Genomic DNA, 21892 nt, shown 5'->3' with positions numbered 1-21892 from the left:
GAGCGCGGTCCGCGGTGCGCAGGGCCGCCGTCGGCCCGGACAGGGCTGACGGGAGACGGCGGTCACCGGTCCAGATCCACCCGCACCGTCAGCAACCCCGCCCCCAGCAGCCGTACGCCCGCGCTGTTGAGGCGGGGCAGCGTGCGCAGCCGGGCGGCGGGGTCGTCGTCGGGCATCAGGTGGGCCGTCCCCGCGTACCACCGTCCCCGGATGCGCACCCGCACCCGCGGGTCCGCCTTGATGTTGCGGACGTACTGGGAGCGCTCGCCGAACTCGGAGACCAGCCAGAAGGAGTCCCCGGTCCGCCGGCCGCCCACCGGGGTGCGGCGGGGCAGGCCGGAGGTGCGGCCGGTGGTCTCCAGGACGGTCTGGAGCGGCAGGCGGCCAAGGACGGGGTTGCCGACGCGGCGCTGGAAGGCGGCGACCGCCCGGTACTTCAGCTCGGCTGGGCGGGACATGGGGACGGGCTCCTGTCGTGGGCGGGCGCATGACGTGCTCTCGCAGTGGAACACGGTAGGCCGGACGTGGGCCCAGGAGCGGGCGCGCAGGACGGAGCGGGCCGATGTCAGTCGATCTGGTGGGGTTCCTCGGTGTGGTGCTGCTGGCCTACGCGGTCCCCGGCCCGGACTTCCTGGTGATCGTGCGCGCGGCCGCCCGTCGGCCCGCGCTGGGCAGGGCGGCCGCCCTGGGAGCCCAGGCGGGGCTGTGCGTGCACATGGGCGCCGCGGTCCTCGGCCTGTCGGTGATCGCCGCCGGATCGGCCCTGGTGTTCACCGTCATCAAACTCGCGGGCGCCGGCTACCTGGTGTACCTGGGGGTACGGGCCCTGCTCCAGGCGCGGCGCGGTGCCGGCGGCCGGACCCGGGAGGGCGGTGAGCCGGGCGCGGGCCCGGCGGAGCACGAGGCCGCGGGTGCCGCCGGAGTCAGCCGCCGCGCGAGCTTCGCCGAGGGCTTCCTGACGAACGTCCTCAACCCCAAGGCGGCGCTGTTCTTCCTCAGCGTCCTGCCCCAGTTCCTCCATCACGACGGCTCACCCGCCGAGCAGATCCTGTTCCTCGGCGTCCTCGACATCGCGATCGGCGTCGTCTACTGGCTGCTGCTCGTCGGCGTCGCCGCACGGCTGCGGTCCGTGCTCAACCGTCCGCTGGTCCGCCGCCGTTGGGAGCAGGCGACGGGCTGGCTGTTCATCGGCATCGGCGTCGGTGTCGCCGCCACCGAGTGACGCGGACCGGCCCTGTCACCCGCACCGCGCGCACGGTCCGGCGGTCACCCGCACCGCACCCGCACCCGGCGGTCACCCGCACCGCACCCGCACCCGGTCGTCACCCGGCCCGCCCCAGGAAGACCGGGTTCGTGAACGCCGCCAGGGCTCCCGGCACCGGCCCCGCCGCCGTCTCGTGCCGTACCTCGGCGCGGACGTACGCCGCGTACGAGGGGGTCGTGCGCCATTCCACGACCCCGGAGCCGGCCACCGGCAGCGGCGCGCTCGTGAACAGCACGCCCTGGTCGGTCACGAGGCGGACGACGCAGCGCGGGGCGCCCGTCACCTCCAGGCGTACCGTCACCGGCGTGTCGTGGCCGACCGCCAACCGCCCGCCGATGCCCGCCTGTTCGCCTCGCCCGCCGCTCGCCGTGAAGGCCAGGGACACGTGCTGCGACTCGGCGACGTACGAGCGGCCCGCCCGGATGCCGTCCTGGACCGCCTCGCGGGTGAGGTCGTCGGCCAGCACCACCGTCTGGGGCAGGCCGACCGCGTCCGGGGCGCGGTGGGCGTCGCTGCTGCCCATCGCCGGGATCCAGTCCCGGCCGCCGTCCCGCACGGACGCCACCAGCATGCCGTCCCAGTCCGCGAGCGCGACCTCGTCGTCCGGGGTGTACGGCCCGTTCCACACCTCCACCGCGTCCGCCTCGCCGAACCCGAACTTCCAGGCGCAGCCGACGCAGGTGGCGTGCGGGTGGGCCGGGACGACCAGGCCGCCCGCGCGGCGGATCTGCCGGGCGAAGCGGCCGAAGCGGTGGTCGCGGGCCCGGTAGCGCCAGTCGACGAAGGTCCCGGGGTCCGTGCCGAGGGCCACCACGTGGCCGGTGCGCGTCGTGACCTCCTCGCCCAGCAGGATCAGCAGGTCCTCGCCCGCCTCGGTGGCCCAGTGGGCGTGCGCCGCGTGCGTGTTGTGCTCCGAGGAGTTGATGAAGTCCAGGCCCGCCGCCCGCGCCAGCGCCGCGATCTCGGCGGGGGTGCGGCGCCCGTCGGAGTACCAGGAGTGCAGATGGCAGTCCCCGCGGTACCAGGCCCGGCCCCGCCCCCTGGCCCGGGACGGCGGATAGACGGGCGGCACAGTCTCGCCCGGCTCGCCGTAGGTCAGCGTGACCGTGATCTCGTACGACAGTCCCTGCGGGGCCACCGTGTACGGGCCGAGCGCGATGTGCCAGGTGCCCGCGCGCACCGGGCCCGGGAGGTAGCCGGGCGTCGCGTCGTCCGCGCGCACGAAGAACTCCGACCGGGCCCCGCCCGACCAGCCGCGGAAGCCCCGGCCGCCCAGGCCGGTGCCGCGCTCGTCGAAGAGGCCGATGTCCAGGGCGTTGCCCGGGGTGCCGGCCGGGACGGGCGGCCGGTCGTAGGTGTACGCGACCCTGATCTCCCGTACACCGGACGGGATCTCGACGGGCACGTACACGAAGTCGGGGGAGCCGGGAGGCAGCGTGGAGCGCAGCGTCCTCGTCTCCTGACGTCCGTCGGCCGCCCCGGCCGCGGAAGCGAAGCTCACGCCTCCCAAGGTAAGCGCGGCGGCGGTTCCCGTCACGAACAGCGCGCGTCTCGCGACGCCGTGGTGGACCTCGTTGTCGTCACACATGCGCCCACCGTGCCGGACGTGTGTGAACTGCCGTGGAAAGACAGCGGAATTGGCGCGAACCGGCCAGGAGCCTCCCATAATGCCGACCGGTCGGTATGGACAGGTGGGGTCCGGCCCGGTACAGATGACCCATGCGCATCTCCGTGACGGTCTTCCTCACCGACGAGACGATCGCCCCGGCCCGGCTCGCCCGCGAGCTGGAGCTCCGCGGCTTCGCCGGGCTGTACCTGCCCGAGCACACGCACATCCCGGTCGAGCGGACCACCCCGTACCCGGCCGGCCGCGACCTGCCGCCCGAGTACGGCCGTACGCTCGACCCCTTCGTCGCGCTCGGCCAGGCCGCCGCCGTCACCGAGCGGCTCGGGCTCGGCACCGGCATCACGCTCGTCGCCCAGCACGACCCGATCGGCCTCGCCAAGCAGATCGCCACGCTCGACCACCTCTGCGCCGGACGGTTCACCCTCGGTCTCGGCTTCGGCTGGAACGTGGAGGAGGCCGACGACCACGGTGTCCGGTGGCGCACCCGGCGCGAACTCGTGCGGGACCGGATGGCGTTGATGCGGGCCCTGTGGAGCGAGGCGCCGACCCCGTACGACGGCGCGTTCGGCAGCGTGCGGGCGAGCCTCGCGTACCCCAAGCCCGTCCAGAAGCCGCGCGGCCCGGTCGTCGGTCCGCGCACGCTCGTCGGCGGGGCCGCCGGTCCGAAGCTGTTCGCGCACATCTGCGAGTACGCCGACGGGTGGCTGCCGATCGGCGGCCGGGGCCTGTCGGAGTCACTGCCCGTCCTGCGCGCGGCCTGGGCCGACGCCGGGCGCGACCCGGCCGCCCTCCAGATCGTCCCGTACGCCGTCCAGCCGACCCCGGGCAAGCTCGCGCACTACGCGGACCTCGGCGTCGAGGAGGTCGTGGTGCAGCTGCCCCCGGTCGGCGAGACGGAGATCCTCAAGGCGCTGGACGACTGCGCGTCCCAGGTCTCCGGACACGTCTCCGGACAGGTCTCCGGACAGGTCTCGGGTCCTGTCTCCGGGCAGGTCTCCGGCGGGCGTGACACCGTGTGACACCTGCGGCCGGGGACGAATCGGGCGGTGCTCGTCCGCCCTGATCACCTCGCTCGTATGCTCGAAGGATGACGACTTCCGCGACCTCCGGAACCGGCCCCACCGAGAACTCCATGCGTCGCGCCCTCAAACGCGCCCGGGACGGCGTCACCCTGGACGTCTCCGAGGCGGCGGTGCTGCTCCAGGCCCGCGGCGAGGCCCTCGACGACCTCGCCGCGTCGGCCGCCCGGGTGCGGGACGCGGGCCTTGAGGCGGCGGGCCGCCCCGGCGTGATCACGTACTCGAAGAGCGTCTTCATCCCCCTCACCCGGCTGTGCCGCGACAAGTGCCACTACTGCACCTTCGTCACGGTCCCCGGCAAGCTGCGCCGCGAGGGCCACGGCATGTTCATGTCCCCCGACGAGGTCCTGGACGTGGCCCGCCGCGGCGCCGCCCTCGGCTGCAAGGAAGCCCTGATCACCCTCGGCGACAAGCCCGAGGAGCGCTGGCCGGAAGCCCGCGAATGGCTGGACGCGCACGGCTACGACGACACCATCGCCTACGTCCGCGCCGTCTCCATCCGCATCCTGGAGGAGACGGGCCTGCTGCCCCACCTCAACCCCGGCGTGCTGACCTGGACCGACTTCCAGCGCCTGAAGCCGGTGGCGCCCAGCATGGGCATGATGCTGGAGACCACCGCGACCCGCCTGTGGTCCGAGCCCGGCGGCCCGCACCACGGCTCCCCGGACAAGGAACCGGCCGTCCGGCTGCGCGTGCTGGAGGACGCCGGCCGCTCGTCCGTGCCGTTCACGTCCGGCATCCTCATCGGGATCGGCGAGACGTACGAGGAACGCGCCGAGTCGCTCTTCGCGCTGCGGAAGGTCTCCCGGGCCTACCACTCCGTCCAGGAACTGATCATCCAGAACTTCCGCGCCAAGCCGGACACCGCGATGCGCGGCATGCCGGACGCGGAACTCGACGAGCTGGTCGCCACGGTGGCCGTCGCCCGCCACCTGATGGGCCCGTCCGCCTGCCTCCAGGCGCCGCCGAACCTCGTCGACAGCGAGTACGAGCGGCTCATCGGCGCCGGCATCGACGACTGGGGCGGGGTCTCGCCGCTCACCATCGACCACGTCAACCCCGAACGCCCCTGGCCGCAGATCGAGGAGCTGGCCGCACGCTCCGCCGCGGCCGGGTTCGAACTCCGGGAACGGCTGTGCGTGTACCCGGAGTTCGTCCAGCGCGGCGAGCCCTGGCTGGACCCGCGGCTGCGCCCGCACGTCCGCGCGCTCGCCGACCCGGAGACGGGGCTCGCCCTGCCCGACGCGGTGGTCCAGGGCCACCCGTGGCAGGAGCCGGAGGAGGCCTTCGAGGCGACCGGCCGTACGGACCTGCACCGCACCATCGACACCGAGGGCCGCACGTCCGACCGCCGCGACGACTTCGACGAGGTGTACGGCGACTGGGGCGCCCTGCGCGAGGCGGCCGTCCCCGGCATGGCACCGGAGCGCATCGACACGGACGTACGGCAGGCGCTGGCGACGGCGGCCGACGACCCGACGAAGCTGACCGACGCCGAGGCGCTCGCCCTGCTGCACGCGGACGGTCCGGCACTGGACGCCCTCACCCGCATCGCGGACGACGTGCGCAGGTCGGCGGTCGGCGACGACGTCACGTACATCGTCACGCGGAACATCAACTTCACCAACGTCTGCTACACGGGCTGCCGTTTCTGCGCCTTCGCGCAGCGCCGTACGGACGCCGACGCGTACACGCTCTCCCTGGACCAGGTCGCCGACCGCGCCCAACAGGCGTGGGAGGTGGGCGCGGTGGAGGTCTGCATGCAGGGCGGCATCCACCCTGACCTGCCCGGCACGGCGTACTTCGACATCGCCAAGGCGGTGAAGGCCCGCGTCCCCGGCATGCACGTGCACGCCTTCTCGCCGATGGAGGTCGTCAACGGGGCGACCAGGACGGGCCTTTCGATCCGCGAGTGGCTGACGGCCGCGAAGGAGGCGGGCCTCGACTCCGTCCCCGGCACGGCGGCCGAGATCCTCGACGACGAGGTCCGCTGGATCCTGACCAAGGGCAAGCTGCCGGCGGCGACCTGGATCGAGGTGATCTCGACGGCGCACGAGCTGGGCATCCGCTCGTCGTCGACGATGATGTACGGCCATGTCGACCAGCCCCGCCACTGGCTCGGCCACCTGCGCACCCTCGCCGGCATCCAGCAACGCACGGGCGGCTTCACGGAGTTCGTCACCCTCCCCTTCATCCACACCAACGCGCCGGTGTACCTGGCGGGGATCGCCCGCCCCGGCCCGACCATGCGCGACAACCGGGCGGTCACGGCGATGGCGAGGCTGCTGCTGCACCCGTGGATCCCCAACATCCAGACCAGCTGGGTGAAACTGGGCACCGAGGGCGCCGCCGAGATGCTCCGCTCCGGCGCGAACGACCTCGGCGGCACGCTGATGGAGGAGACCATCTCGCGGATGGCGGGGTCGTCCTACGGCTCGTACAAGTCGGTCAAGGACCTGATCGCGGTGGCGGAGGCGACGGGCCGGCCGGCGAGGCCGCGCACCACGCTGTACGGGGAGGTCCCGGAGGAGCGGCAGCGGGCGGCGGCCGTCTCGGACGGGCATCTGCCGCAGCTGCTGCCGGTGCTGGACTGAGGGGCGCAGCCCGGGCCAGTACGATGATCGGACCCCTCGTGGGAGGGGACCCGTAACTGAGGAGATGCGTGCCCGTGCCTGCCCGACGGCTTCCCTCGTGGGTCTGGGTGACCGGTCTGACGGTGGGCGCGGTCGTCGCGGTCGTCGTCCTGGCCGTGCAGGCGGACAAGGGTCCGCACCCCACCGCCGCGGCCACCCGGCCGGACGCGTCGGCGTCGGCGAGCCCGCGGCCCTCCGCGTCGAAGTCCGCGGCGCCCGCCGCGGTGCCGGACGACTCCGGCACCGGGCGGCGCGTCGTCTACTCGCTGAAGCAGAAGCGGGTGTGGCTGGTCGACGCGAGCGACATCGCCCGCCGGACGTTCGCGGTGTGGCCGGGCACGGTGAGCCCGGACCCCGGCAGCTACACGATCTCCCAGCGCGCCGAGGCCACCACCGGCTCCGACGGCGTACAGATCGAGCACATCATGTACTTCGCCGCCAAGTCCGGCCTGTCGATCGCCTTCTCGAACGCGGCGGACGGCTCGTCGCCCCCGCCCGCCTCGGGCGTCCGGACCAGTGGCATCCGGATGGGCAAGGCGGACGGGTCGGCGCTGTGGACGTTCGGCGAGACGGGCACCACGGTCGTGGTGGTCAGCTAGCGGACCGCTCCGTGGCCGAGGACGGCAGGTTGACCACCAGCAGCACGATCCCGCTGAACACGAACGCCCGGGTCGCCGCGTCCAGCCCGTTCCAGTCCCCGGACTGCCACATCGCGAACCACTCGCCGCCGATCGCGATGAACCCGGCACCGAACAGCAGCATCACCATGAGCAGGCCGTACGTGGAGAACCGACGGGCACCGCCGAGGTCGCGCCGGGCCCACAGCCAGGTCCCGTAGACGAGCACGAGGGCGGCGACGGTCTCCCAGGCGATGATGGCGACGTACGCCGCGTCCTGAAGCCCTTCGCTGGTGATCGCTCTCCACATGAGGTCGTCGTCCTTGAACGTCGTATCCATCGCGAGCACGTGCCGCACGAACTGCTGATTGGTCCCGAAGTCGGTGATGTTGCCGAAGGCGACGAGCACCATGTAGAGGGCGACGGTCCCGGTGAGGAGAGTGGCGGCGAGCTGAAGTGCGCCGCGTGTGTGTGTAGTGGCCATGGCGGCCATCTTCCCCGCAGGACGCGATGTCTCCTACGCATTGAGCCAGAATGCGGCCGACCGAAATCCCCGGCCCGTCCCGCCGAACAAACGGCGCTGCGAACGCAGTTGACGCGCTGCCGGTCGAGGCGGGCCGCCGCGGCTGCCCCGGTGCCGGAGCCTCTGCCAGACTTCTGCCGGACCGGTTACGGGAGTGGTGCGGATGAGGCCGACGCGGCCGTCGATGCAGGAGCTGATCCGGCTGCGCCGGCGCGCCGGGTTCGTGGGACGGAGCGACGAGCGAGCCGCGTTCCGGCGGAACTTCGACATGGCGCCGGACGACGAGCGGCACCGGTTCCTGTTTCACGTGCACGGAAATGCCGGGGTCGGGAAGACCTTCCTGGTCCGGGAGTGGGAACACATCGCCCGCGCATGCGGCGCCATCACGGCGTACGTCGACGAGAACGCGGGCAGCGTGCCGGAGGCGATGGACGCGATCAGCCGCCAACTCGCCTCCCAGGGGCACCGGTTCAAGGAACTCGACCGGCTGCTGGCCGCACACCGGGAACGGCGGCACGAAGCCGAGGCGGTGCTGTCCGCGCTGGACCCCGAGCCCGAGGGCCCGTCGGCGGTGACGACGACGGCGGTCCGGCTCGGCCTTGCCGGACTCGGGCTGATACCGGGCGCCGGCCCCTTCGCCGGCGCCGTCGACGCCGACCGGCTCGCCCAGGGCGCCGACCGGCTGCGCGCCGGCCTCAGCGCACGCTTCCGCAGCCAGGATGACGTGCAGATCGTGCTGTCCCCCGAGAGCGTCCTCACCCCGGCACTGCTGGGCGAGCTGTCGGAGGCCGCGTCCGTGGCGCCGTGGATCGTGCTGTTCTTCGACACGTACGAGCGGACCGGGCCGTTCCTCGACGGCTGGCTGAGCGAGATCATGACGACCGACCGGTACGGCGTCCTGCCCGCCGATGTCGTGGTGGTGACGGCCGGACAGCAGCCGTTCGACACCGCTCGCTGGGGCGGGTTCGCCGACTTCATGACGGACTTCCCGCTGGGGCCCTTCACGGAGGCGGAGGCGCGCGGACTGCTGGCCGACAGAGGGGTGCGCGAGGAGTCGGTCGTCGCCGAGGTGCTTCGGCTCACGGGTGGGCTGCCGGTGCTGGTGTCGACCCTCGCGGAGACCCGGCCCGCCGGCCCGGACGGGGTAGGGGACCCGAGCGCGGACGCCGTGGAGCGGTTCCTGAAGTGGGAGCGGGACCCGGTGCGCCGGGGCGTCGCGCTGGCGTGCGCGCTGCCGCGGTGGCTGAACGCGGACGTGTTCCGGGCGGCCGCCGACTGTCCCGGCGAGGATGCCGACGCCCTCTTCTCATGGCTGAGGAGCAGGCCGTTCCTCAGCGAGCGCGGGGAGCGGCTGCAGTATCACGACGTGGTGCGAGCGCCGATGCTCCGCCTGCAGCGGCTGCGCTCGCCCCGGGGGTGGGCCGACCGGCACGCCCGCCTGGCCGAGGTGTTCGGCCGGTGGCGCGCGGATGCCGAAGCGGACCTGCCCTCGGACGAGTTGTGGCGAGACGAGGAGTGGCGTGAGCTCCGGCTCGCCCAGTCCTACCACCTGCTCTGCGCGAGGCCCCGCGCCGCTCTCCCGACGGTGTTGCGGGAACTCGTGGATGCCTGCGGTGAGGGTGACGTGGTGGCGCGGCGGTGGGCGCGGGCGCTGGTGCAGGCGGGGGAGGACGCGGATGCGGGGAAGGCCGGGGACTGGGGGAACGATGTCCTGGGGGCGTTGGAGAGCGACGGCGTCCTCGGAGTACTGGGGATGCTGCTGGCGAAGGGCCGCCTCGACGCACTGGGCCAGGCGCAGGCGCACCGGCTCCGGGGAGTGGGGTGCGGCTCTGCCGGGGATCACGCCACCGCGCTGGTCCACTTCGACCGGGCCGTCGCACTCGATCCGCAGTCGGCACCGGCGTACGTGGGCAGGGCGATCACGCGGGCGCACCAAGGCGACCACCGCGGTGCCGTCGCCGATCTGGACCGGGCCGACGAGCTGGCACCGGACAAGGCCGGCACCCTCGCGCTCCGGGGTGACTACCACCGCCTGACGGGCAGCCACGAAGCAGCCGTGCGGGACTTGGGCAGGGCGGTCGAGCTCGATCCGTCGAGGAAGACGGCCTGGGCCTCCCGAGGAGCCGCCCGGCATCAGCTCCGTGACGTCGACGGTGCGATCTCGGACCTGGACCGGGCCCTGGAACTGGATCCCGGCTACGTCTGGGCGTTGGTGCGCCGGGCACGGGTGTGGAGGTGGCGCGGCGACCAGGAGCGACGCCTGGCCGATCTGGACCGCGCCGTCGCCCTGGGACCCGACACGCCCTGGGTGTTCTGCGAGCGAGGCGACGCGCTCACCAGCGCAGGCCGCCACGAACACGCCCTCGCCGACTTCGACCGGGCCATCGCCCTCGACGGCGACTACGCCTCGGCCTACGCGAGTCGCGGCGACTGCCTGGCCAGGACGGGCCGGCTCGCGGAGGCGCTTGCCGATCTGGACCGGGCTCTCGACCTCAGTCCGGAGTACGTCTGGGCACTCTGGCAACGGTCGAGGGTGCACCTGGCACTCGGTTCCCCTGCGAAGGCGTCGGCCGATGTCGAACGAGCACGGGAACTCGACCCGGAGCACTCACCGGACGAGACCACCGACTGACGCCTCAGCGCCTCGCGAACGCCACGAAACCGGCCCACGAGACGTCCTTGAACGCGAGCCGCACACCGTCCGCGTCCTTCGAGTCGCGTACGTGGACGGTGGCGTCGGCGGTGGCTATGGCGACCTCGACGCAGTCAGGGCCGTCGTTGCTGCTGTAGCTGCTCTTGAACCACTCCAGCTCGTGGGTCATGTCTCTTCTCCCATTACCTTCTCGATGAAAGCCAACGACTCGCGGGGTGTGAGAGCCTGCGCCCGGATCATTCCATAGCGCATCTCCAGGATCCGGACCTCCCTGGGGTCGCTGATGAGACGGCTGTGCAGCTGGGCTTCCGTGTGTCCGAAGGTCTTGCCGTCAGGGAGTTTCAGCAGTCGGATCGACCCGGCCATGCCCGCGTGGTCCTCACGGTCCGTGGGCATCACCTGGATCTCGACATGGCGCAACCTGCTCATCTCCAGCAGGTGTTCGAGCTGATGTCGCAGCACCCTTCTGCCTCCGAGGGGCCGCCGCAAAGTCACCTCTTCCTGCACGAAGGTGAGAAGCGGCCGAGGTACGCGCTCGAATACCCCCTTTCGTGCCACGCGTGCGGCGACGTGCCGGTCGATCTCCTCCTCCGTGTACGAGGGCCGCCGCATCGTGTACAACTCGCGGGCGTACTCCGGTGTTTGCAGCAGGCCGTGAATGTGGTGGCTGTCGTACGCCCCCAACTCCACCGCCTCCTCCTCCAACTTGGCCAGATCCCTCACCTTCTTCGGGTACCGGGCCCGCTCCACGTCCTCCTTCATCGCGGAGAGCTTCCCGCCCGCGCCGAGGACGTCGTCGGCCTTGTCGAGGAAGTCCGGCTTGGGAATCCTCCGGCCGCGCTCCACCGACGACACCATCTCCCCGCCGTACCCGATCGCGTCACCGAGTTCCGGCTGTCGCATCCCGGCGGCCTCGCGCCACATCTTGATCTGCCGGCCGACCGTCCTGAGCACGGCCGCCGCCTCCTCGTCCTCCACCCTCACCCCTCCTGTCGTACGGGCCGGACCGCGCCGGAACGTGTCCGGACAGTCGCGCTCCGTACTGGCGTCGATGCTGTTCAGGGTAGACAGTGGCGACCACGCTGAGTGATGTGAACCAGGAAATCACCCACACCGCGCTCCCCGTACGTCACTTCACGCTGCTCCTGTCCGCGACCCGCAGGGGCGCCCGTCTGGCCCGGCTGCTCACGGAACGTCAACTGGCCCAGTGGGGCGTGCCGTCGGGGACCGCTGAGCACGTCGTGGCCGAACTCGCGGCGAACGCCGTGCTGCACGGCCGCGTGCCGGGCAGGGACTTCCGGCTGACCCTGCGGCTGGACACGGCCGGCGCTCTCCGTATCGAGGTCACCGACGCCAGGGGCGACCGACTCCCGCGTATCGCGGACCCCGTGCCCGAGTGTGCGGAGTCGGGGCGGGGGCTGCGGCTGGTGGCGGCGTACGCGGACCGCTGGGGCGTCTGCGAGGCACCGGCGCGCGGGAAGACGGTGTGGGCGGAACTGGCGCCGGACCGCGCGGGTCAGTGACCCGATGTCCGGACCGTTGAGTCCCCGCGTCGCGCTGCGCCTATGCCTCGGCCGTCTTCATCAGCTCCACCAGGCTGGAGACGCTGTCCGCCGCGTGTCCGGCGTCCATCCCGCGCCGGAACAGTTCGACCACGGCGGCTGGAAGCGTGGTGTCGACGCCGGCCTCGGCGTTCGTGCGCAGAACGTGTTCGACGCTGGCCATGCCCATGGCCGAGATGCCGATGGGCAGAGGCAGGCCAGTCCGTTCGGTGATCAAGTGGATCCCGAACCGCGTCCGTCACCTCAGCCGTCCGGTTCGCCCCCTGAACCGACTGTCCCCGTTCGATTACAGTGCTGAACTGTCGTACGGACGGACGGTCGTCGTGGGAGGTCTTGGTGGGTGCGACAGCCGGGGCCGTCTGGGGGCGGGCCGAGCAGCAGGACTTCCGGAGCCGGGTGCGCGGCACGCTGCTGGGCGCGGCCGTCGGGGACGCGCTGGGCGCGCCGGTCGACGGGCTCGGGCTGGCGGAGATCCGGGAGACGTACGGTGCCGAGGGGCTCGTCGACCTCGGGTTCGGGTACGGGCGGCGCGGGGCGGTCACCCACCTCACGCAGCTCACCCTGTTCACCGTGGACGGGCTGATACGCGCCCAGGTCCGCCGGGACACCGGCGCCTGGCATCCGCCGACCGATGTGCACCGGGCGTACCTGCGCTGGGCGGCCACCCAGCGCGACTGGGGGCCCGACGAACGGCGCAAGGAGGACGGGTGGCTCGCCCGCGAGGAGTGGCTGTACGCCCGCCGGGACCCCACCCGCTCGCTGCTGCTCGGGCTCGGCGACGAGATCCTGGGCACGCTGGAGTCGCCGAAGAACCCGGCCGAGGCCGGCCCGGAGGCCGCCGCCCGGTCCGCGCCCTTCGGGCTGCTCGTCGGCTGGGAGCCGCAGCTGGTCGTCCAGCTCGCCGTGGAGTGCGCCGCCCAGACCCACGGCCACCCCACCGCCTACCTCTCGGCGGGCGCGTACGCCCTGGTCGTGCACGCGCTGGCCCTCGGCGAGAGCCTGGACTCGGCTGTGCAGCGGGCGCTCGCGCTGCTCGCCGTCCGGCCCGGACACGAGCCGGTGGCGGACGCGCTGCGGCACGCGCTGGGGGCCGTGCGGCAGGGGAGGCCCACCGCCGCCCGCGTCGAGGAGCTCCTCGCGCAGGGTACGGCGGAGGGACCGGTGTCCGCCGCCGTGTACTGCGCGCTGGTGGGGGAGGACGTACGGCACGCGCTGCGGCTGGCCGTGAACCACGACGGGCCCTCGGCCGCCGCCGGCGCCCTCACCGGCGGGCTGCTCGGCGCCTTGTACGGCGAGACGGCCCTCCCCCCGGCCTGGCTGGCCGAGCTGGAGGGCCGTCCCACGCTGCTGGAACTGGCCGACGACTTCGCGATGGAGATGACCCAGGGCCCGGCGCTGCACGGTCCGTCGGGCTCGTCGCCCGGGTGGCTCGCCCGCTATCCACGGGCGTGAACCGTCTGCGGGCAGGCTTCCTCCGAGTCGGCGACCTCCGCGTCCCTGCGCCCTCGTCCTCCCGCGCCGTCAGTCCTTGGCCGGGGTCCGCAGCACGTCGTCCACCGGGTCCGCCGGTGCCGGGACGGCCGCCGCCACCGAACCGTCCCCGTCCGTGTTGATCGTCTCGATGATCGCGAGCCGCTCCGGGGTGTCCTCGGGCTTCAGGAAGCCGATGAGGACGTAGAGGGTCAGCGACACGGCCAGCGGGATCGAGACCTGGTACTGGAGCGGCACGCCGCCCTCGACGTTCCAGTTGATCGGGTAGTTGACCAGCCAGAAGGCGAACAGGCCCATGGACCAGCTGGTCAGCGCGGCCGTGGGGCCGGAGCGGCGGAACGGCCGCAGCAGGCCCAGCATCATCGGGATGGCCATCGGGCCCATCAGACCGGCCACCCACTTGATCACGACCGTGATGATGTCCTTGAAGGCGGGGGAGTTGACCTGCGTGGCCGCCGCCATGGACAGGCCGAGGAAGACGACCGTGGCGATGCGGGCCGCGATCAGCCCCGAGCGCTGGCTCCAGCTCCGGGCCCGGGTCGAGATCACCGGTGCCACGTCCCGGGTGAAGACGGCGGCGATCGCGTTGGCGTCGGAGGAGCACATGGCCATGGTGTGGGAGAAGAACCCGACGATGACCAGGCCCAACAGGCCGTGCGGGAGGAGCTGTTCGGTCATCAGGCCGTACGAGTCGGAGCCGTCCGGCTTCTGCGACTCCACCAGCAGCGGTGACATCCACATCGGGTAGAACAGCACCAGCGGCCACACCAGCCACAGCGCGGCCGACAGCCGGGCCGAGCGCTCGGCCTCCCGGGGGCTGGACGTGGCCATGTACCGCTGGGCCTGGTTGAGCATGCCGCCGTTGTACTCGAAGAGCTTGATGAACAGGAAGGCCAGCAGGAACACCGCGCCGTAGTCGGCGACCAGCGGCTTCTCGTGGCCCTGCAACGCGGGCTGGTCCCACGCGTCGATGAACCCGATCCCCTTGTCGCCCAGTTCCAGCACCACGGCGACGAACATCGCGACGCCGGCGAGGAGTTGGATGATGAACTGGCCCAGCTCGGTCAGCGCGTCCGCCCACAGGCCGCCGATCGTGCAGTAGATCGCCGTGATGGTGCCGGTGATGAGGATGCCCTGGTTCAGGGAGATGCCGGTGAAGACCGACAACAGGGTGGCGATGGCGGCCCACTTGGCGCCGACGTCCACGATCTTCAGCAGCATGCCGGACCAGGCCAGCGCCTGCTGGGTCTTCAGGTCGTAGCGGTTCTTGAGGTATTCGAGCGGCGAGGCCACATGGAGCCTCGACCGCAGCCGGTTGATGCGCGGCGCGAACAGCTTCGAGCCGATCGCGATGCCGAGCGCGATCGGGAAGGACCAGGTGACGAAGGAGGTCACGCCGTAGGTGTAGGCGATGCCCGCGTACCCGGTGAACATCACCGCGCTGTAGCCCGACATGTGGTGGGAGATACCGGACAGCCACCACGGCATCTTGCCGCCCGCGGTGAAGAAGTCGCTGACGTTGTCCACACGCTTGTGCGACCACACGCCGATCGCGACCATCACGCCGAAGTATCCGATGAGCACGGCCCAGTCGAGACTGTTCATGGGCCCCCTTCCAGGGTCCGCCGCCAGGGTCAGGCATGTGAACTCTGGGTTGGAGGGCATGCTCACGGCAAGCAAGAGGAAGGTCAAGAGAGCGTAAAATAGTTCTGAGGGGTGTCCTGCGTTTATGTACATGAACCGCAGGTTGGCTGAAAAGGATCAGTCAGCGCATCAACTCCCCGGCGTTGACCAGCAACGACTGCCCGGTGATCGCCCGCGCCCGGTCCGAGGCGAGGAAGACCGCCGCGTCCGCCACGTCCGCGTCCGAGGCCAGCTCGGGCAGCGCCATCCGCTCGGTGAGCCGCTCCAGCACCTCGGCCTCCGGCACGCCCTCCGTGTGCGCGGTGAACTGTACGTACGCCTGGACCGGCGGCCCCCACATCCAGCCCGGCAGCACCGTGTTGACGCGGATCCGGTACGGGCCCAGCTCCCGCGCCAGCGAGTACATCGCGCTCGTCAGAGCCCCCTTCGAAGCCGCGTACGCCGCCTGCCGCACCTGGGACGGTGCCGCCACCGAGGACTGCGTACCGATGAACACCACCGAACCGCCGCCGCCCGCCTTCAGTGCCGGCAGACAGGCCCGGGTCATCCGCAGCGTCCCCAGCAGGTTCACGTCGATCACCGACTGCCAGGTGGTGAAGTCGGCGTCCGCCAGCCCGCCGAAGTGGCCGTCCCAGGCCGCCACATGGACCACCGCGTCGATCCGCCCGAACCGCTCCCGCGCCAGCTCCGCCAGCGCCTCGCACCGCCCCTCGTCGGTGATGTCCGTGGCCCGGTACGCCGTGTGCGCCCCGCCCGGATCGATCCCGGCCGCGCTCTTGGCGAGGTTCGCCTCCGTCCGCGCGCCCAGCACCGCGTTCCCGCCGTCCCGTACGACGGCCGCCGCGACCTGGTGACCGAGCCCGGCGCCGACTCCCGACACGACGACGGTCCTGCCCGACAGCAGTGACATCGATGGCCTCCCCGGCTCTGGCGGATTGTCTGACGGGGCGTCAGAGTATGGGCGACCGCAGGAGGACGGAAGGGAAGACGGAGGGGAAGCCCCATGTCCGAGGACACCCGCAGCGAGACGTACGCCGACCTGGCCGCCGTGGGCCCGTACGGAGTCCGCCCCGGCCACGCCCTGATCACCATGGTCGAGCCGCACCCGGGCCACGAGCACGCGTACAACCGCTGGTACGAGGACGACCACTACTACGCCGGCGCGATGGCCATGCCCTGGATGTACGCCGGCCGCCGCTGGGTGGCCACCCGGGACCTGCAACTCCTGCGCCGGCCCGAGAAGTCGGCGGTCGCCGAACCGGTCACCGCCGGCTGCTACCTCTCCACGTACTGGATCACCGACGGCCGCTACGACGACCACATGCGCTGGACGGTCGCCATCAACAAGCGGCTCAACCGCGACGGCCGCGTCCACCGCGACCGCACCCACGTCTTCACGGCGTTCCAGGACCACGAGGCGACGGTGTACCGCGACGGAGCGGCGGGGCCGAGGGACTTCCACGCCCTCGACCACCCCTACGCCGGCCTGGTCCTCCAGGTCCTCGACACCGAGTCGCCCGAGCGGCGCGCGGAGCTCCTGGAGTGGCTGGTCTCCCGCCACCTCCCCCAGCGGCTGGCGGGCTCCCCGTCGGCGATGGTGACCGTCTTCCGGCCGACCCCGCTGCCCGGCGACCGCATGACCTACGTCAAGCAGGTCGAGGGCGTCGGCACCCGGCTGACGCTGCTGTGGTTCCTGGAGACGGATCCGAGGCGGTGCTGGGAGCGGCACTTCACGGGACTGGAGGAGGCGGTCACCGAGGCCGGACCGGGGCGGGTGGAGCTGCTGGCGCCCTTCGTCCCCACCGTCCCCGGCACGGACACGTACGTGGACCGGCTGCGCTGACTCCCACCGGCCGGGCGCCACGTTGCGCCCCGCCGGGACGCACGGTCACCGCAACTCGTCGGGACACGGCGTGCCCCGCGGCAGGGTGTAGGGCGCCGCCAGCCGGTAGGTCCCCGCCTCCGGCGCCAGCAGCATCGTCCACCGGTCGCCCTCCGCGTCCTCCTCGGTCTCCATCAGGCACCCGTTGACGTTGTCGTACGTCTTCGGCTCCCCGTCGGCCCGCTCCTTCGACGCCTCCGTCTCCTGCGGCGGCTTCAGCTTGCCGCCCTCGGCGTCGACGATGCTCAGCCACGGCGAGTACGGGATCTTGATGAGGATCCGGCCCGCCTTCTTCACCTCCATGGTCAGCTCACCCTGCGCCGCCCGTTCCACCACCGCGTTCGGCTCGGCGAGCGGCGCCGGATCGGTCACCCGGAACAGCTGCCAGTTGGCGTCGCCCCAGACCTGCCGCAGATACGGCAGCCCCCGCTGCACCAGCTCCCGCTCCCGCTCGCCACCGTCCCCGTCCGGCTCGTCCTTCGGCACCACCACGAAGTGCACGGCCCAGCGCTGGAGCCACTCGTGGTAGTTGGCCGAGTTGAGCGTGTCGTCGTAGAAGAGCGGGTTGCGCTCCATGTCGGCCTGCCGGTTCCAGCCGCGGGCCAGGTTCACGTACGGGGCGAGCGCGGACGCCTCGCGGTGCGAGCGGGCGGGCACGACCTCCACCCGGCCCTTCTCGGCGCCGACCTCCTGGAGTTCGTTGACCAGCGGCGCCAGTTCACGCGCCCAGGACGCCGCCGGGGTGGTGTGGACGACGTCGTCGACCGACTTGAAGCCGATCCAGACGGTGAACCCGACGGCGGACAGCACGACCGCGTACCACTTGCGCGAACGCGGCACGGTGAACGGCAGCGCGGCCATCAGCGCCACCCCCGCGAACAGCATCGGCAGCCGCGTGATGTTGGAGCCGATCTGGGAGCTGATCAGCCACACCAGCAGCACCGCCAGTCCGTACACGGCCGACGTGATCCGTACGGTCGTCCACTCGCGCGGGACCAGGAGGAAGACGGCCACCGCGGACGCCAGCGGCAGGATCGCCGACCCGAACCCCATGGGCTGGGTGCCCGAGAACGGGAACAGCCAGGCCGACACCGCCACCACGGCCGCCGGCGCGAGCCCCAGCGCCCAGGCGCCCGGCCGTCGCTTCTGGAGGAACAGCGCCGCCGCCACCAGCCCCACGAACAGACCCGCGACCGGCGACGACATGGTGGCGAGCGCGGCCAGCGGCGCCGCGCACAGCGCCTTCGCCCACCGCTTGTAGCGCCAGCGGTACGGCCAGCAGAACACCACGGCGACCGCGCCCAGCGCGAACACCGTGCCCAGCCCGAACGTCACCCGCCCCGACGCCGCGTTGCACAGGAAGGCGAACACCCCGGCCAGCCCCGGCCACAGCGGCTTCTTCACCGGGGCGCAGCGCACGAGGATCAGCATCAGCAGAGCCGCGGAGAGCGTGCCCGCGATCATCATCGTGGTACGGACACCGAGCACCGACATCAGATACGGCGACACCACGCTGTACGACACCGGGTGCATCCCGCCGTACCAGGCGAGGTTGTACGCCGAGTCCGGGTGCCGGCCGACGAACTCCGCCCACGCGTCCTGCGCGGCGAGATCGCCGCCACTGTTCGCGAAAGTGAAGAACCAGACGATGTGCAGCACGCCGGCGAGGGCGGTGACGAAGAGGATCGGGTGGCCCTGGATCCACACACGGGCCGTGGCGGTGGCGGTGCCGGCGCGGGTGGCGGGGGCGGTGACCTCGGAGGACGACGCGGAGGACGACGCGGGGGACGCCGAGGGCGTCGCCCGGCTGTCCTCAGCCCCTTCCGGGGCGTCTTCCGGGGGCACGGGCAGCCGTATTCGCGGGCCGGTTCCCGGGCCCGGGTCGGTCTCGTCGGCGCGTTTCGGCTCCGCTGTGGCCACCTGAAGGCACTCCCCGTGGTGTCCCGTCTTCTGTTCCCTGCCGCGTCCCGTCAGCGGCGCCTGTCCCGTTTCGTGACGCTAGCACGCACCCCGCCGGCCGGAACCGGGACGGGTTCCGGCCGGCGGGGTGCGGTGGCGCACTTCTCCGTCCGGATCAGCCGATGCGCGTCACCTTGTCCGTGAAGCCCGGCTCGACGAGATCCTTCTGGAGGGCGACCGGGACCTTGACCGCGCTGCCGGAGCCGTCACCGACGGTGAGCGTGCCCACCTGGGTGCCGGCCTTCGCCGTGTGCGGCAGGTCGTCGGCGGCGAACGTCAGCTTGACCGTCAGGCCCGCCCAGCCGACGGCCGTGACGTCCTTCGTGGCCACCACCGGGGTACGGCCGCCGAGTCCGTCGTCGGCGTACCCGACGACGTCGCCCTTCTTCAGGATCGTCGCGGACTCCAGCGCCTCCTGCGCGGCGCGGATGAGCTTGTCGCTCGAATCCAGCGCGGCGCCGAGGATGGTGTTGTCCGCACCGCCCGCGGGCTGCCGCACGACGGCGCCGACGATGGTCCGGGTCTCCCCGCCGATCTCCTTCTTCGCCGCGAAGACGAGGTTGCCGAGGGCCGAGGTGGTGGTGCCGGTCTTGATGCCGACGACGTTGTTCTTGCCGACCAGGTGGTTCCAGTTGGAATGGTTGACACCCTTGTAGTCGTCGTACGACATCATCGCGGCGACCTCGCGGAAGGCCGGCTCCGTCATCGCGGCCCTGCCCAGCTTCACCTGGTCCACGGCCGTGCTCACGGTGGTGTTGTTCAGGCCCGAGGGGTCGGTGTACGTCGTGTTGGTCATGCCGAGGTCGTCGGCGGCCTCGTTCATCTTCGCCACGAACGCCTTCTCCGACCCCGCGTCCCAGCGGGCGAGCAGCCGGGCCACGTTGTTCGCGGACGCGATGAGGATGCTCTCCAGGGCCTCGCGCTGGGAGATGGAGTCACCGGCGGTCACGTCGACGGTCGACTCCTGGCCGGCGTCCGACTGGTCCTCGGCGGCCTGGTCGATCTTGATCTTCGGGCCGTCGGCGCCGCTCTTGAGCGGGTGGTCGCGCAGGATGACGTACGCGGTCATGACCTTGGCGACGCTGGCGATCGGCACGGGCTTCTGCTCGCCCGACGAACCGAAGGTGCCGATGCCCTGCACGTCCACGGCGGCCTGCCCGGCGGACGGCCAGGGCATCTCGGGCTTGCCGCCCTCGAAGGTGTAGCTGTCCTCGGCGGTGAGCCGGAGTTCGGGCGTCGGCAGCGGACGGACGGCCTGGACGACCGCGAACACGACCACCAGCAGCAGGACCAGCGGGGTCCAGATCTTGACCCGGCGGATGGCCGTGCGGACCGGCGTCTCCGGGGGCGGCGGCGTGTTCGTCAGCTCCGCCAGCAGGTCCAGCGGCGGCCTCGGCGGCAACGGCTGCTGAGTCGTCCGCTCCGCCCCGGCCGCCTGCGGCACGGGCGGGGCGGCCTGCGGCAGGGCGGCGGTGGCGTCGGCCGCCTGCGGCCTGCGCGCCGGGGGCTCGTCCAAGGGCTTGAGCGCGACGAACTTACTGGTCCGCTCGGCTTCGGACTCCGGCTTGACCTTCGGTTCCGGCGCGGTCTTCGGTTTCGGAGCGGCCTTCGGTTCCGGCTCGGTTGTGGGTTCCGGCTTGGGTTTGGACTTCGGCTCGGACTTGGATTCCGGCTCGGACTTGGATTCCGGCTTGGTTTGGCGTTCCTGCCCGGTCTTGGGTTCCGGCTCGGTCTTCGGCTTGACCTCGGGCTTGGCCTTCGCCTCGGACTCGGACCTGGCCTCGGACCTGGCCTCGGACCTGGCCTCGGACTCGGGTGTGCCTGGCTTGTCCTTGGCCGCCCCGCCGAACTTCAGCATGGTCGTCGGCTGGTCCACGGCCGGCGCGGGGGGCCGCACGGCCTTGAAGACGGCGGTGGGCTGATCGACGGCGGGTTTGCCGGGGGTGCCGGGGGTGCACGGGGCGGTGTCGGGTGCCTGGTCGGTGTCGGTGTCGGCGTCCGCGTCGGCGTCGGTCCCGGTCGGCTCGTCGGTGTCGCCCGCGGCGCTCACGTCGTGGTCGGCGCGGTCCGGGTCCGTTTCCGGGTCCAAGTCCGTTTCCGGGGCGGTGCCCGTTGCAGTGTTCGCATGTGCGTTCACCGGGGCGTCGGTACCGGCATCCGTATCGGCGCCGTCGGCAGCCTCCGCATCGCCCTCGCCGCTCGCCGGCTCCACGGCGTCCTCGGGCTCGCCTGCGTCGTCCGTGGCGTCGGCGTCCTTGGCGTCCTCGGGCTCGGCGGTGTCGTCCGTCGCGTCCGCATCCGCGTCCTCGGCGTCCGCGTCCTCGGCGTCGTCGGGCTCGCCGGTGTCGTCCGTGGCGTCGGCGTCCTCCGCGTCCTCCGCCGGCTTCTCGTCCGCCGTCGCCACCCAGGCGGCCACCGCGTCGCGCAGCCGGGCGTTCCCCGCCGCGGTCTTCGGGTCACGGTCGTCGGAGTCGTCGGCGTCGTCGGAACTGCCGGCCGTCTCCGGGGTGCCGTCGGCCGGTGTGCCGGCCGGTGCGTCCGCCGTCTTGGCGGCCACGTCCCCGCCATGGGCCTCCGCGGCCTCCCGGGCGGCCCCGGGGTCCCCGGCCTCCCCGGAGGCGTCCTGCGCGGCGTCCGCGGGCTTCCGTGCGGCCTCCGCGAGTTCCCGGGCGGACAGCACTCTCGTCGCCGTGTCCACGCCGCCGCGGGCCGCCGAAGCCGGTTCCGGTTCCCGGGCCACCGCCAGACGCGGATCGCGCGGCGTGCTCGTCTCGTTCCTGGCCTCGGGAACCGGACCCGCGCTCCCCGACGTCGGTTCCGCCGACGACTCCTGCTGCTTCGACCTGTCGGGGGACTCGCCCGCCACCGATGCCTCCTCCATGCGCCACACGTCGTCCGTGCGGCAACCGAACCGTGAACCGCCGCGCCCGGGACACCGCTCCGAAGCGCTGTCCGAAC

17 protein-coding genes and 1 pseudogene are annotated in these 21892 nt (G+C 72.2%); 8 read left to right on the top strand and 10 right to left on the bottom strand.

What is annotated here, in order from left to right; translation table 11 throughout:
• Positions 1 to 62 precede the first annotated feature (62 nt).
• Positions 63 to 458 carry a nitroreductase/quinone reductase family protein gene (locus ACWD0J_RS00360; RefSeq protein WP_451493456.1) on the bottom strand — a complete coding sequence of 132 codons (396 nt, stop codon included), beginning with the start codon at positions 456 to 458 and terminating at the stop codon, positions 63 to 65.
• 104 nt (positions 459 to 562) lie between these two features.
• On the opposite strand from ACWD0J_RS00360, the gene ACWD0J_RS00355 reads away from it, so the two are divergent.
• Positions 563 to 1222, top strand: a complete 660-nt coding sequence (locus ACWD0J_RS00355) for a LysE family translocator (RefSeq protein ID WP_451493455.1) — start codon at positions 563 to 565, stop codon at positions 1220 to 1222.
• 100 nt (positions 1223 to 1322) lie between these two features.
• Here the strand turns inward: ACWD0J_RS00355 and ACWD0J_RS00350 are convergent, their stop codons facing one another.
• Positions 1323 to 2852, bottom strand: coding sequence for a CehA/McbA family metallohydrolase (locus tag ACWD0J_RS00350; RefSeq protein WP_451493454.1), 1530 nt, complete (start codon positions 2850 to 2852; stop codon positions 1323 to 1325).
• 131 nt (positions 2853 to 2983) lie between these two features.
• Between ACWD0J_RS00350 and ACWD0J_RS00345 the strand changes: the two genes are divergently transcribed.
• The 3 genes from ACWD0J_RS00345 to ACWD0J_RS00335 all read left to right on the top strand — a co-directional run bounded on the left by ACWD0J_RS00345 (position 2984) and on the right by ACWD0J_RS00335 (position 7202).
• Complete coding sequence (locus tag ACWD0J_RS00345; protein ID WP_451493453.1) at positions 2984 to 3910, top strand: LLM class F420-dependent oxidoreductase; 927 nt, start codon at positions 2984 to 2986, stop codon at positions 3908 to 3910.
• 68 nt (positions 3911 to 3978) lie between these two features.
• Positions 3979 to 6564 carry a bifunctional FO biosynthesis protein CofGH gene (locus ACWD0J_RS00340; protein WP_451493452.1) on the top strand — a complete coding sequence of 862 codons (2586 nt, stop codon included), beginning with the start codon at positions 3979 to 3981 and terminating at the stop codon, positions 6562 to 6564.
• Positions 6565 to 6632: 68 nt separating this feature from the next.
• On the top strand, positions 6633 to 7202 hold the full coding sequence (locus tag ACWD0J_RS00335; RefSeq protein ID WP_451493451.1) for a hypothetical protein: 570 nt from the start codon (positions 6633 to 6635) through the stop codon (positions 7200 to 7202).
• Here the strand turns inward: ACWD0J_RS00335 and ACWD0J_RS00330 are convergent.
• Positions 7195 to 7704, bottom strand: a complete 510-nt coding sequence (locus ACWD0J_RS00330; RefSeq protein WP_451493450.1) for a DUF2165 domain-containing protein — start codon at positions 7702 to 7704, stop codon at positions 7195 to 7197. The genes ACWD0J_RS00335 and ACWD0J_RS00330 overlap by 8 nt on opposite strands.
• A gap of 202 nt (positions 7705 to 7906) precedes the next feature.
• On the opposite strand from ACWD0J_RS00330, the gene ACWD0J_RS00325 reads away from it, so the two are divergent.
• The gene (locus ACWD0J_RS00325) at positions 7907 to 10375 is read left to right on the top strand and encodes a tetratricopeptide repeat protein (RefSeq protein ID WP_451493449.1); all 2469 of its coding nucleotides are present in this window, start codon (positions 7907 to 7909) and stop codon (positions 10373 to 10375) included.
• 4 nt (positions 10376 to 10379) lie between these two features.
• Here ACWD0J_RS00325 and ACWD0J_RS00320 read toward each other — a convergent pair whose 3' ends face one another.
• Together ACWD0J_RS00320 and ACWD0J_RS00315 are read right to left on the bottom strand one after the other, a co-directional pair.
• A complete protein-coding gene (locus ACWD0J_RS00320; RefSeq protein WP_451493448.1) occupies positions 10380 to 10565 on the bottom strand; it encodes a DUF397 domain-containing protein in 186 nt (61 codons plus the stop codon).
• Entirely contained in the window at positions 10562 to 11374 is an 813-nt protein-coding gene (locus ACWD0J_RS00315; protein ID WP_451493447.1) for a helix-turn-helix domain-containing protein, read from the bottom strand. Before ACWD0J_RS00315 ends, ACWD0J_RS00320 begins: the two co-directional genes overlap by 4 nt.
• A 113-nt stretch (positions 11375 to 11487) precedes the next feature.
• On the opposite strand from ACWD0J_RS00315, the gene ACWD0J_RS00310 reads away from it, so the two are divergent.
• Positions 11488 to 11919 (top strand): ATP-binding protein, encoded by a 432-nt coding sequence (locus ACWD0J_RS00310; RefSeq protein ID WP_451493446.1) that lies wholly within the window; start codon positions 11488 to 11490, stop codon positions 11917 to 11919.
• Positions 11920 to 11959: 40 nt separating this feature from the next.
• Here ACWD0J_RS00310 and ACWD0J_RS00305 read toward each other — a convergent pair.
• Positions 11960 to 12130: pseudogene (locus ACWD0J_RS00305) on the bottom strand (imine reductase family protein); the annotation flags it as partial.
• A 164-nt stretch (positions 12131 to 12294) separates the two neighbouring features.
• Here ACWD0J_RS00305 and ACWD0J_RS00300 point away from each other — a divergent pair.
• Positions 12295 to 13410, top strand: coding sequence for an ADP-ribosylglycohydrolase family protein (locus tag ACWD0J_RS00300; protein ID WP_451493445.1), 1116 nt, complete (start codon positions 12295 to 12297; stop codon positions 13408 to 13410).
• 69 nt (positions 13411 to 13479) lie between these two features.
• On the opposite strand, the gene ACWD0J_RS00295 is transcribed toward ACWD0J_RS00300, so the two are convergent.
• Both ACWD0J_RS00295 and ACWD0J_RS00290 read right to left on the bottom strand, forming a co-directional pair.
• Complete coding sequence (locus ACWD0J_RS00295; protein WP_451493444.1) at positions 13480 to 15054, bottom strand: sodium:solute symporter family protein; 1575 nt, start codon at positions 15052 to 15054, stop codon at positions 13480 to 13482.
• Positions 15055 to 15214: 160 nt separating this feature from the next.
• Positions 15215 to 16003, bottom strand: coding sequence for an SDR family oxidoreductase (locus ACWD0J_RS00290; protein ID WP_451493443.1), 789 nt, complete (start codon positions 16001 to 16003; stop codon positions 15215 to 15217).
• 93 nt (positions 16004 to 16096) lie between these two features.
• Between ACWD0J_RS00290 and ACWD0J_RS00285 the strand changes: the two genes are divergently transcribed.
• Positions 16097 to 16936, top strand: a complete 840-nt coding sequence (locus ACWD0J_RS00285; protein WP_451493442.1) for a hypothetical protein — start codon at positions 16097 to 16099, stop codon at positions 16934 to 16936.
• A 45-nt stretch (positions 16937 to 16981) separates the two neighbouring features.
• Here the strand turns inward: ACWD0J_RS00285 and ACWD0J_RS00280 are convergent, their stop codons facing one another.
• Together ACWD0J_RS00280 and ACWD0J_RS00275 are read right to left on the bottom strand one after the other, a co-directional pair.
• Positions 16982 to 18895 (bottom strand): MFS transporter, encoded by a 1914-nt coding sequence (locus ACWD0J_RS00280; RefSeq protein WP_451493441.1) that lies wholly within the window; start codon positions 18893 to 18895, stop codon positions 16982 to 16984.
• A 154-nt stretch (positions 18896 to 19049) separates the two neighbouring features.
• Positions 19050 to 21815 (bottom strand): D-alanyl-D-alanine carboxypeptidase, encoded by a 2766-nt coding sequence (locus ACWD0J_RS00275; protein WP_451493440.1) that lies wholly within the window; start codon positions 21813 to 21815, stop codon positions 19050 to 19052.
• Positions 21816 to 21892 lie beyond the last annotated feature (77 nt).

The sequence above is a fragment of the Streptomyces sp. NPDC003011 genome (genome assembly GCF_053591515.1).
The sequence above is the reverse complement of the archived record's forward strand: the minus strand, read 5'-3'. Positions and strand labels throughout refer to the sequence as shown.